The organism is Streptosporangium sp. NPDC023615 (assembly GCF_040640155.1).
Taxonomy (GTDB): domain Bacteria; phylum Actinomycetota; class Actinomycetes; order Streptosporangiales; family Streptosporangiaceae; genus Streptosporangium.
Map to the genome: position 1 here is coordinate 21,046 of NZ_JBFABE010000084.1, position 10,410 is coordinate 31,455.

Annotated in this window: 12 protein-coding genes; 9 read left to right on the top strand and 3 right to left on the bottom strand. The window is 72.9% G+C overall.

The genetic code is table 11. From position 1 onward, the window contains the following. Positions 1-3: 3 nt before the first annotated feature. Positions 4-1,701 (bottom strand): NERD domain-containing protein, encoded by a 1,698-nt coding sequence (locus AB0G16_RS34790; protein WP_362814666.1) that lies wholly within the window; start codon positions 1,699-1,701, stop codon positions 4-6. A gap of 331 nt (positions 1,702-2,032) precedes the next feature. Between AB0G16_RS34790 and AB0G16_RS34795 the strand changes: the two genes are divergently transcribed. The 5 genes from AB0G16_RS34795 to AB0G16_RS34815 all read left to right on the top strand — a co-directional run bounded on the left by AB0G16_RS34795 (position 2,033) and on the right by AB0G16_RS34815 (position 5,554). Further along, positions 2,033-2,431 (top strand): phage holin family protein, encoded by a 399-nt coding sequence (locus AB0G16_RS34795; protein WP_362814668.1) that lies wholly within the window; start codon positions 2,033-2,035, stop codon positions 2,429-2,431. Next, positions 2,428-3,165, top strand: a complete 738-nt coding sequence (locus AB0G16_RS34800; RefSeq protein ID WP_362814670.1) for a DUF3618 domain-containing protein — start codon at positions 2,428-2,430, stop codon at positions 3,163-3,165. Before AB0G16_RS34795 ends, AB0G16_RS34800 begins: the two co-directional genes overlap by 4 nt. Continuing rightward, positions 3,166-4,170: a YihY/virulence factor BrkB family protein gene (locus AB0G16_RS34805; protein WP_362814672.1), complete on the top strand. Its 1,005-nt coding sequence runs from the start codon at positions 3,166-3,168 to the stop codon at positions 4,168-4,170. A gap of 334 nt (positions 4,171-4,504) precedes the next feature. Next, positions 4,505-5,071 carry a hypothetical protein gene (locus AB0G16_RS34810; RefSeq protein WP_362814674.1) on the top strand — a complete coding sequence of 189 codons (567 nt, stop codon included), beginning with the start codon at positions 4,505-4,507 and terminating at the stop codon, positions 5,069-5,071. Between the two features lie 9 nt (positions 5,072-5,080). After that, entirely contained in the window at positions 5,081-5,554 is a 474-nt protein-coding gene (locus AB0G16_RS34815; RefSeq protein ID WP_362814676.1) for a VOC family protein, read from the top strand. 27 nt (positions 5,555-5,581) lie between these two features. On the opposite strand, the gene AB0G16_RS34820 is transcribed toward AB0G16_RS34815, so the two are convergent. Further along, the gene (locus AB0G16_RS34820) at positions 5,582-6,280 is read right to left on the bottom strand and encodes a TenA family protein (RefSeq protein ID WP_362814678.1); all 699 of its coding nucleotides are present in this window, start codon (positions 6,278-6,280) and stop codon (positions 5,582-5,584) included. A gap of 298 nt (positions 6,281-6,578) precedes the next feature. On the opposite strand from AB0G16_RS34820, the gene AB0G16_RS34825 reads away from it, so the two are divergent. From AB0G16_RS34825 to AB0G16_RS34835, 3 genes are all read left to right on the top strand, one after another. Beyond that, positions 6,579-7,097, top strand: a complete 519-nt coding sequence (locus tag AB0G16_RS34825; RefSeq protein WP_362814680.1) for a MaoC family dehydratase — start codon at positions 6,579-6,581, stop codon at positions 7,095-7,097. Positions 7,098-7,276: 179 nt separating this feature from the next. Then, entirely contained in the window at positions 7,277-8,437 is a 1,161-nt protein-coding gene (locus AB0G16_RS34830) for an acyl-CoA dehydrogenase family protein (protein ID WP_362814682.1), read from the top strand. Between the two features lie 25 nt (positions 8,438-8,462). Further along, entirely contained in the window at positions 8,463-8,900 is a 438-nt protein-coding gene (locus AB0G16_RS34835) for an HIT family protein (RefSeq protein WP_362814685.1), read from the top strand. On the opposite strand, the gene AB0G16_RS34840 is transcribed toward AB0G16_RS34835, so the two are convergent. Next, positions 8,849-9,808 carry an EamA family transporter gene (locus tag AB0G16_RS34840; protein ID WP_362814687.1) on the bottom strand — a complete coding sequence of 320 codons (960 nt, stop codon included), beginning with the start codon at positions 9,806-9,808 and terminating at the stop codon, positions 8,849-8,851. The genes AB0G16_RS34835 and AB0G16_RS34840 overlap by 52 nt on opposite strands. Positions 9,809-9,847: 39 nt before the next feature. On the opposite strand from AB0G16_RS34840, the gene AB0G16_RS34845 reads away from it, so the two are divergent. After that, positions 9,848-10,399: a MarR family transcriptional regulator gene (locus tag AB0G16_RS34845; protein WP_362814689.1), complete on the top strand. Its 552-nt coding sequence runs from the start codon at positions 9,848-9,850 to the stop codon at positions 10,397-10,399. Positions 10,400-10,410 lie beyond the last annotated feature (11 nt).

Consider the following 10,410-nt stretch of genomic DNA (forward strand, 5'->3'; position numbering starts at 1 on the left):
ACGTCATCCGCCGGTCATCCGCCGGAACCTCGCCCTGATCCTGCCCAGCAGCGGTTCCCGCTCCGGCGGGGAGGCGGGGGCGCCCGGGACGCCCGGGGCTCCGGGAACGTCGGAGACGCCTCGGGCGTCCGGGACGCCGGAGCCAGCGGGGACGGGAACCGGGTCGGCGGCAGGGGCCCGGCCGGAGACCGGAGGCGGGCCGTGACCCCCGGGGTCTCCCCGGTCCTCCCGGTCCTCCCGGTCCTCCCGGTCCTCGGGGACCGGATCGGGGACGGCTCCTGGGACGGAGGCGGGCCCGGGGACCGGCTGCCCCGTCACGGCGGGCACCGGAGCCGCGGGCACCGGACCGGACCGCCGTGCCCCGCGCAGGTCGGCCAGTGCCTCGGCGGCGCAGGGCCGCTTGCCCGGCGCGTGGTCGCGCATCCGCCGCAGCAGGTCCATCACCTCCACCGGCGCCTCGCCGGAACCGGGTTCGGCGTCCGGGTCGGCCGCGGGGAGCCTGCCGGTCAGCACCTGGAAGGCGATCACCCCGGCCGCGTACACGTCCGAGGCGGCCGTCATCCGCTCCGGCATCGCCTGGCACTCGGGGGCGGCGTAGTGGGTGTCGAGGACGTTGGGCAGCTCGTTGGCCACGGTGTGCGCCCGCGGGCCCGGCTTGGCGTAGTCGAACCCGGTGAGCATCGCCCGCCCCTCCTCGGTCACCAGCACGCACGCCGGGCTGAGCGCCCGGTGGATCACGTTGTTGGCGTGCACGTGGGCCAGGGCGAGCAGCACGTCCTCCACCACGTCCAGCCGGGCCTCGGCCCCGAGCGTGTCCGGCGGCCCCTCCGGGGAGCCGGACAGGTGCAGGTGCAGCGCCCGGCCGTGCACGTCGTCGAGGACCAGCACGAAGCGGCTCTCGTCGTCGACGGCGAAGAAGTCGCGGGCGCGCACCACGCACGGGTGCGCCGGGATCCTGGTGAGCGCCTGGTAGGCGTTGGTGATCAGCCGCCGCTCGGCCGCCCTCGGCTCCTCCTCGGCCAGCGGGTCGGCCCGGTAGACGCGCAGCAGGACCGTCTCGCTGCCGGGCACCGTCGCGTTGATCGCCCGGTACTCGGTGACCCTGGTGTCGCCGCCCAGCTCCTCCTCGACCTCCCAGCTGCCGAACCGCGGCGGCGCCGTGGAGCGCCGCACGCTCCCGTTGAGCGCCTCGATGATCGCGGTGCCGTACGGGGCGGTGTCCGTGGTGTGACCGCGCCTGACCCGGGAGACGTCGGCCAGCGTGCCGATCAGCCCGTCCAGGCCGGTGACGTGCCGGGAGTCACGGCCCGCCGGGTCGACCAGCTCGGCGTCGGCCCCGGTGAGCACCACGAGGCTGTCGACGTAGACCCGGCCCAGCTCGCGGCGTTCCTGGGTGAGCAGGCCCTTGAGCGCGCGCCCGTTGCCGCGCAGCTTGGTCACCGGCGAGCCGAACGCCTGGCGCCGCTGCGGGAACCAGCGCGTCCCGGCGACCTCGATCCGGCCCCGGGTGCCCTTGACGTCGATCACGCAGAGCGAGTGACCCGTCAGGACGATCACGTCCACCTCGAAGGTGTCGTCGTCGCGGGGCACCTCGATGTTGTGCAGCAGCAGCCAGTCGTGCGGGGCGTGGTCGCGCAGATGGGCGATGACCCGTCGCTCGGCGTCGTTGACCGGGCTCCCGCCGCCGACGATCTGTGCCATCTGTCGCGTGCCGCCTTCCTGATCGCGCTCACCGTGCCACGCAGTATCCCAAGAGGCTCATCCTCACGCGCGCCCTCGGCTTCCCGTCCCTCGGACACGCGGGCCTCCCTACGATCATGGCGTAGTCGCGGCGTCGTCCGGCCACGCGATCGGCGAGGGCGCCGACGGGGACACGCGGCCTTCCCGCGGCCCTTTCCCCACGGGGTTCCGGACGCCCCCTTCCCCGGGGTGCCGCGCCGCCGGCCCCGCACCCCCCGGTCACGGCCGCGGAACGATGTTTGCCGTGGCCGGAGTGGGTAGACGCCTCTCCTGTAGGGGGAGGAGGCACACCATGACCAACGCCAAGGACTCGCTGCCGACGGCGGAGCTGATCCGGCAGCTTTCCGAGCAGGTCACACGTCTCGTACGGGACGAGCTCAAGCTGGCCAAGATCGAGCTGACCGAGAAGGGCAAGCACGCCGGGATCGGTGTCGGACTGTTCGGCGGCGCCGGGGTCGTTGCCCTGTTCGGAGGCGGTTGCCTGGTCGCCGCGGTGGTCCTGCTGCTCGCGCAGGTCCTGCCCGCCTGGGCGGCGGCGGCGATCGTGGGGGCGGTGCTGCTGGCCGTGGCCGGGGCGCTCGGCTTCTTCGGCAAGCGCCAGGTCACCGAGGCCGTGCCTCCGACTCCCGAACGGACCATCGAGAGCGTCAAGGACGACATCGACGCCGTGAAGGAGAGGGCGCACCGATGACTGAGACAGACCCGGGCGGGGAGCGGCCCCAGGCCGAGGCGGGCACCACCGGCGCCCGCCGCAAAGAGGTCGGCGAGCCCGTGACGCCGGAGGAGAGCGGGTCGCTGAACATCCCGCCGAACCAGCCGGACGCCACGCCCGGCGAGGACCCTGACGCCCCGGTGCCCGGGCACGGCGGCACGCCCCGGCCCCCGGGGACCGCGCTCACCGCGGTCCCCGACCCGGACCCGGCGGACACCACCCCGTACGCCAACACCGGGAGCACGGTGAGCAGCGGGGCCGCCGGCGCCGCCGCGACGGAGACGAAGATCGGGAAGACCGTCGGAAGCGACGGCGGCGACGCCGAGAGCGTGCGTCGTGACATCGAGGAAGCGCGCCGCGAACTGGGCGACACCGTGGAGGCACTGGTGCACAAGACCGACGTGAAGGGCCGTCTCCAGGAGACCGCCGGGCAGAAGGTCGAGGACCTGCGCAAGGCGGGCGCGGCGACCGCGACCACCGCCACCGAGATGGTGGAGCGCGTCAAGGCGGCCGCCCCGGAGATGGTCGGGCGGGTGCGGGAGGCGGCCCCCGAGGTCGTCGGCCGCGTCAAGGAGGTGACCCCCGTCGACATCAAGGACGCGGCGGGCAAGGTCACCACCGAGGCCGGCAAGCGCCCCGTCGCGACCGCCGCCGTGCTGGCCGCGCTGGCGCTGATCTTCTTCAAGGTCCTGCGGCGGGGCAAGAGGAAGTAGATGTCCCGCAGCACCGGCGGAGCCGCTCCCGACACCGTGCGGGGGCGGCTCGCCCTCGTCCCCCAGACCCCCTCCGAGCTGCCCGGGCGGGCCTGGTGGGGGGTGCTCAAGCGCACCGTCTCGGAGTTCCAGCAGGACGGGCTGCCCGACTGGGCCGCGGCCCTCACCTACTACGGGGTGCTCTCGATCTTCCCCGGCCTGATCGTGCTGGTCTCCCTGCTGGGCCTGGTCGGCCAGGACGTGATCTCCACCATCCTGGCGCAGGTCGCGATCCTCGCCCCGGGTGACGTCACGAAGCTGGTGAGCGACCAGATCGCCCAGCTTCGCGGCAGCGGCGGCGCCAGGGGCGTCCTGGCGATCGTCGGCCTGCTGGTCGCCCTGTGGTCGGCGTCGGGCTACATCGCCGCCTTCGTGCGCGCCGGGAACGCGATCTACGACATCCGCGAGGGACGCCCGCTGTGGAAGCTGACCCCGCTCAGGGTCGGGCTGACGCTGGTGTTCGTCGTCCTGATGGCCGCCGGGGCGGTGGCGGTCACCTTCACCGGCAGGCTGGCCGAGCTGGCGGGGGACGCGCTGGGCGTGGGGGAGACCGCGGTGGCGGTCTGGGACTACGCCAAGTGGCCGGTGCTGGTGCTGATCGCCACGGGGCTGGTGATGCTGCTCTACTGGGCCGCGCCCAACGTCCGCCAGCCGGGTTTCCGCTGGATCAGCCCCGGCGGCCTGCTGGCGGTGCTGCTCTGGGTCCTGGTCTCCGCCGGGTTCGCGCTCTACGTCGCCAACTTCGGCTCCTACGACAAGACCTACGGCACGCTGGGCGCCGTCGTGGTCTTCCTGGTCTGGCTGTGGCTGTCCAACATGGCCCTGCTGCTGGGGGCCGAGTTCGACGCCGAGCTCATGCGGGGACGCCAGATCGTGGCGGGCCACCCGCCCGAGCAGGAGCCGTACGTCGAGCCCAGGGACGAGGCCGAGGACGAGGGGCCGGTCCCCGGTCCGGGTGAGCGCTGACCCGGGCCCAGAACCGGGTCCAGAACCGGGTCCCGAACCGGGCACCGGTTTCGGACCCGGACAGTGACTTCGGCTCATCCGAGACAAAGAGAATCGCTGGATGTACATAGATATGCCGGAGAGTAAGATCCGCGTACGGTAAGTCCATGCCTGCCGGGGTAATCTGACCGTTTCCGGGTGGGCGGGCGGACCCCCTCCTCTCCGCCCGCCCGGGTTCCCGGGCCGCCGCGGAGGAGAGGTGGATGTCCCGGTCCCGCCCGCGCGGCCGTCCGGCCGCATGTAGCGTTCTCGGGAGCAGGACACGTTCCCGGGGGCAGGACACATCGGAGGTCTCATGCGCCGTGCACTCGGGATCGCCGTCGGCCTCGTCCTCGTCGCGGCCGCCCTGACGCCGCCCCAGGCCCAGGCGAGCTGCGTCACGGAGGCCAGGAAGTGCCGGGGAGGGCCGCTGATCGACATCGAGGTGGCGGCCAAGGCCGTCCCCCACGCCCCCGGGAGCGGCCGGATCTCCTACACGCTCGACTACACCATGGCCCTGACCCCCTCCTTCGCCCCCTACTGGGGCGACTTCTGGGTGGGCGGCCGCTTCCCCCGCGGCGCGCGGGGCCCGGCCACGGCGACGCTCCTGGACGTCAGCGGCAGGAGGCTCGCCCTGCTGACGTGCCGTGAGCACGCCGACGGCGTCTGGTGCGCCGCCGGGAGCCACCTGCCGCACCGGGGACGCGTCGTGTTCACGGCCCGGCTCGCGTCCGGTGGCCCGGCCACCGCCAGGCTCGGCTTCGACAGCTTCGAGGGACTCGACCGCGGGCAGTCCGAGCGGCGCCGCACCCGCGCGCAGGCGCGCGAGAAGTTCTGCAACCACCGTTTCACCACGACCGTCGCCATGACGCCGGACTCCTGAGGAGACGAGTTGAACGCCGTACTGACCGGTGTGCACCATCTCAAGCTGTGGGTGAGCGACCTGGAGCGGAGCCGATCCTGGTACGAACGCGTGCTCGGCCTGGAGCACCACATCAGCTTCGAGGACGACGACGGCGTGATCCGGGGCATGAGCTTCACCGTCCCCGGCGCGGACTTCCAGATCGCGCTGCGCGAGAACCAGGCGCTGGCCAGGGCCCTGCGCGACGCCGACCCCTTCGCCCTCCAGGTCACCCGCGACGGCCTGGACGCCTGGGTGGCCCGCCTCGACGCCCAGGGCGTCCCGCACGGTCCGATCTTCCGGGCCTCGGCCGGCCACGCGCTCGGCTTCACCGACCCCGACGGCGTGCAGATCCGCCTGTACGCCCCCGACGAGGACCTCCACGCGGCCCAGGTGGACGCCGAGGGCGTCTACCGCTCCGCGCCGCCGGCCCGGGAACCCGCCCCCGGACCGGACCCGACCTGACGCCTCGCCCGGCCCGGGGCGAGCCGCTCAGGAACCGGTGGCCATGTCGAAGAAGCGCCGCTCCAGCCGTACGGCACGGCGGAAGACGTCGAGCACGCGCAGCCGCCCGGCCTCGTCGAGGCCGGGCCCCAGCCGGTCCAGCTCGCCGCGGAGGAACTGCACCCAGGCGCGGAACTCCGGCCCCTCGTGCAGGTCGATCCACTCACGGTGCACGAAGTTCTTCGGGAGCGGCTCGACGGCCCGGCTCGCCCACCCCAGGTAGGACCACTCGGCCACGCAGAGCAGCGCCAGGATGACCGGGTAGTCCAGTCCGCGCCTGGCCTCGTCCATCAGGGCCCTGAAGTCCTCCGTCACCGGCTCCAGCCGGGGGGAGGCCAGGTCGGCGGGGGTGACGCCGAGCGCCTCCAGGGCCCGGTCGAAGTACGTCAGCTCCTCGGAGGTGGCGGTCTGGCCCAGGAAGCGGCCGAACGGCACCCGCGACTCGAAGGTGTCCGCGCTGGCCACGGCCGCGCCGAGCAGGGCCGTGAAGGAGTCCACGAACTGGAGGTCCTGGAGCAGGTAGTGCCGCATGGCGGCGTCCGGGACGTCCCCCCGGGTGATCGAGGCGGCGAACGGGTGGCTCACCACCGCGGTCCAGTCGGGCTCGCTCAGCGAGCGCAGCCACTCGCTGAAGGAGGCGTCGGAGGCGCTCACGCGCCACTCGTCGTAGGGAACGACCTGCTCCACCGGTCTTCTCCTCACCATCCGGCCCACGGGGCCCTCCGCGCGCCGGTTCCCGCGTGCCGGTCCCGGCGCGACGCCGTCAGCGTGAATCGTAGTCCGCGAACCCCGGCCGCGGCGGTCGCGGTACGTGCCGGGGCGTGACAGCGGAAGGGGCGGGAGCGGCGGGAAGGGGGAAGGAGCCGGGAGCGGGGGAGCCGGGGCGCCGGGTCCGCCCGGGGCCGGCGTCGATGTGACCGGGTGGGTATTGACCGGTAAAACGCCAGGCGAATAGCGTCGGGGCGCCGCCGTCCAGGGAGAGACCGTGACCGTGCACGAACCCGGCCTCGGCCGGTACTACGAGGACTTCGTCGTCGGTGACGTCTACCGGCACCCGCTCGGCCGCACGATCAGCGAGGCCGACAACACCTGGTTCACCCTGCTGACGATGAACACCAACCAGAACCACTTCAACGCCCACTTCGCCGCGCGCGCCCCGGTCGGGAGGATCATCGTCAACTCCGGGCTGACCGTGGCGATCGTGCTGGGCCTGTCGGTGATCGACGTCAGCCAGACCGCGCTGATGAACCTCGGCTGGGACGAGATCAGGCTCACCCATCCGGTGTTCCTGGGTGACACCCTCTACGCCGAGTCGATCGTGGTCGAGAAGCGGGAGTCGGGGTCGCGGCCGTACGCCGGGATCGTCACCTGCCGGACCCGCGGGCTCAACCAGGACGGCGACGAGGTCATGTCCTGGCGTCGTACGGTGATGGTCTACCGCCGCGACGCCCCGCACGACAAGAACTACTTCCCGCAGGCCAGGACCGGCCCGCTCACCCCCTGAGGACCCAGGGCCGCCCCTCGGGCCCCCGGCGGTCTCCGGCGGCCCGACGGGCCCAGGCCCGGAGGGTCCGGGGGACCCGGACCCCCGGGAACCCCCGGGGGAGCCTCGGGGCCTCCGAGGGCCTCGGGGGATGCTGGAACCCCCCCGGGCGTCTCCTCCCTCTCCGAAAGGACCTCGTGATGGACTTCGAGCTCAACGAGGAACAGCAGTTGTTCCGCCGGACCCTGCGGGAGTTCGTCGACAAGGAGATCGTGCCGGTCGCCCCCGAGTGGGAGCGGACCGGCCGCTACCCCACGGAGATCGTCGAGGGCTTCGGGCGGATGGGACTGTTCGGGATCACGATCCCGGAGGAGTACGGCGGGCTGGCGCTGGACCGGGTGTCGTTCGCCCTGGTCTTCGAGGAGATCGCGCGCGGCTGGATGGGCGTGGCCGGGGTCCTCGGCTCCCACTCCCTGGCCTCCTGGATGATCGCCAAGTACGGCACCGGTGAGCAGAAGGACGCCTACCTGCCCGACCTGGCCACCGGCGCCCGGCGTACCGGCATCGCGCTGACCGAGCCGTCGGCCGGCACCGACCTGCAGGGCATCGGGACCCGCGCCGTCCGCGACGGCGACCACTACGTGATCAACGGCACCAAGACGTGGATCACCAACGCCCGGCACGCCGACCCGATGCCGGTGCTGGTCAAGACCTCGCTGACCGACCCGGCCCACCGGGGGATGTCGCTGATCCTCGTCGAGGCCGGCACCCCCGGCTACACCGTCAGCCGCGACCTGCCCAAGCTCGGCTACAAGGGCACCGAGACGTGCGAGATCGTGCTGGAGGACGTGCGCGTCCCGGTGTCGGCGCTGCTCGGCGGGACCGAGGGGCGGGGCATGCAGCAGGCGCTGTCCGCGCTGGAGCTCGGCCGGGTCAACATCGCGGCCCGCGCGGTCGGCCTGTCCCAGTGCGCCTACGACGCCGCGCTGACCTACTCGCGCGAGCGTCACGCCTTCGGGCAGCCGATCGCCGACTTCCAGGCCGTCCAGCTCAAGCTCGCCGACATGGCCACCGACATCCAGGCGGCCCGGCTGCTGACCTACTGGGCGGCGGTCCGCTCCGAGAGCGGCGCGGTGAACTCCGAGGCCGCCATGGCCAAGTACTTCGCCTCCGAGGTCGCGCTGCGCGCCACCATGGAGGCGATGCGGATCCACGGCGGCTACGGCTACTCGCAGGAGTTCGTGCTGGAACGGCTCTACCGCGACGCGCCCCTGATGGCCATCGGCGAGGGCACCAACGACATCCAGCGCATGGTCATCGCCAGGTCGCTCATCTCCGGCAGCGCCAAGGTCGGCTGGTGAGGCGGCCCTGCCCTATCCTGGCGTGATGCCGGATGGGGAGTGTCTGTTCTGCGCCGTCGTGGCCGGGGAGCGTCCGGCCACCGTCGTCCTGTCCGACGACGTGACCGTGGCCTTCCTGGACACGCGCCCGGTCTTCAAGGGCCACGTGCTGGTGGTCCCGAGGACCCACGTCGAGACGCTGACGGACCTGCCGGTGCCGCTGGTCGGCCCGTTCTTCGAGCGCGTCCGCGCCGTCGCCTCCGCCGTGGAGCGGGGGCTGGAGGCGGGCGGCACGTTCGTCGCGATGAACAACCGGATCAGCCAGAGCGTCCCGCACCTGCACGTCCACGTCGTCCCCCGCAACCGCAAGGACGGCCTGCGCGGCTTCTTCTGGCCCCGTACGAAGTACGACGACCTCGCCGAGGCCGAGTCCTACGCCCGCCGCGTCCGCGAGGCGGCCGGTTCCGCCCCGCCGGCCGGCTGACCCTCTCCCGGCTCCGCCAGGGCCCGGCGGAGCCGGAGCGGGACGAGCCGGGCCGTGGAGGGTTGCCCGAGGAGGACCCCGAGGAGGGTCAGCGCCAGGCCGCAGAGCTGCCGGGCGCTGAGCGCCTCCTGGGCGGCCAGCGTGCCGAGCAGCACCCCGGTCACCGGGTTCAGCAGCCCCACGAGTCCCACGGTCCCCGTCGGCAGGTGCCGCAGGCCCGCGAACCAGGCCACGAAGGCCAGAGCCGTCGCGACAACGGTGACGTAGCCGAACCCGAGGACCGCCGGCCCGTCCAGGGCGGGCGGCGGACCCTCCAGGACGACGGCGAAGGGCAGCAGGACGAACCCTCCGGCGACGAGCTGCCACGAGGTCGACGACAGCAGGTCCACGCCCTCGGCGTCCGCGCTGTTCCACCGCTTGGCCAGGACGTAGCCGATCGACGACATCAGCATGGCCGCGACGGACGCGAGCACGCCGAGGGGGTCGACGGCGGTCACGCCGGTGAACAGCATGAGACACACCCCCGCGACGCCGACGCCCGCCCCGGCCAGGTGCGGGATCCGAGGGCGTTCCGAGAGCATCGACCAGGCCAGGAGCATCATCACGACGGGCGAGGTCGCCATGATCGTCGACGCGAGGCTCGTCGGGAGCAGCTGGGCGGCCACGTAGATCAGCGCGAAGAACGCGCTCATGTTGAGCGTCCCGAGGACCGCCGACCTCCACCACCACGCGCCGTGCGGCAGTCTCCTGCCCAGCAGGAGGAGCAGGAGCCCCGCGGGCAGGGCCCGGACGGCGGCCCCGTACAGGGGGGTGTCGGGCGGGAGGAACCGGTGGGTGACGAAGTAGGTCGTCCCCCAGGCGATCGGCGCCGTCGCGGTCACCAGTACCCGGCGGAATTTAACTTCCATGGAAGACATTATAGCTTCCATGGAAGCTATACTCGTGCCATGAGCGAATCCCTGGATCACGTGGCCCGCATCCAGAGGGAGTGGGCCCGCGAGCGCCCGGATCTGGACGTGAGCCCGCAGGGGGTGATCGGGCGCCTTCACCGCCTCGCCGGCCACCTCACCGAGCAGCTCTGCGTCGTCTACCGGAGGTACGGGCTCGCCGAGGGGGAGTTCGACGTCCTGGCCACCCTGCGCCGCGGGGGTCCGCCCTTCGAGCGCGCGCCCGGGGAGCTCGCCGCCTTCACCATGGTCACCACCGGCGCGATGACCAAGCGCGTCGACCGGCTCGAACGCGACGGGCTCGTCACCCGCCGCCCGAGCGAGCGCGACGGCCGGGGACGCGTGGTCGCGCTCACCTCCGCGGGCAGGGACCTGATCGACCGGGCGTTCGCCGACCACATGCGCAACGAGCGACGCCTCCTCGACGACCTGCTCCCCGAGGAGGCCGCGCACCTGGAGACGCTCCTCACCACCTGGCTGGCCCGCTTCGAGACCCCCGGGAAGGCGGAGACGACGGTTCCGCGCGCTATCTGCACACCGACTGCCGGGTGAACCCGAGACTC

Coding starts and splice junctions, on each gene's coding strand:
- AB0G16_RS34790 (WP_362814666.1), bottom strand. CDS start 1,701: ATGGCACAGATCGTCGGCGGCGGGAGCCCGGTCAACGACGCCGAGCGA.
- AB0G16_RS34795 (WP_362814668.1), top strand. CDS start 2,033: ATGACCAACGCCAAGGACTCGCTGCCGACGGCGGAGCTGATCCGGCAG.
- AB0G16_RS34800 (WP_362814670.1), top strand. CDS start 2,428: ATGACTGAGACAGACCCGGGCGGGGAGCGGCCCCAGGCCGAGGCGGGC.
- AB0G16_RS34805 (WP_362814672.1), top strand. CDS start 3,166: ATGTCCCGCAGCACCGGCGGAGCCGCTCCCGACACCGTGCGGGGGCGG.
- AB0G16_RS34810 (WP_362814674.1), top strand. CDS start 4,505: ATGCGCCGTGCACTCGGGATCGCCGTCGGCCTCGTCCTCGTCGCGGCC.
- AB0G16_RS34830 (WP_362814682.1), top strand. CDS start 7,277: ATGGACTTCGAGCTCAACGAGGAACAGCAGTTGTTCCGCCGGACCCTG.
- AB0G16_RS34835 (WP_362814685.1), top strand. CDS start 8,463: ATGCCGGATGGGGAGTGTCTGTTCTGCGCCGTCGTGGCCGGGGAGCGT.
- AB0G16_RS34840 (WP_362814687.1), bottom strand. CDS start 9,808: ATGGAAGTTAAATTCCGCCGGGTACTGGTGACCGCGACGGCGCCGATC.
- AB0G16_RS34845 (WP_362814689.1), top strand. CDS start 9,848: ATGAGCGAATCCCTGGATCACGTGGCCCGCATCCAGAGGGAGTGGGCC.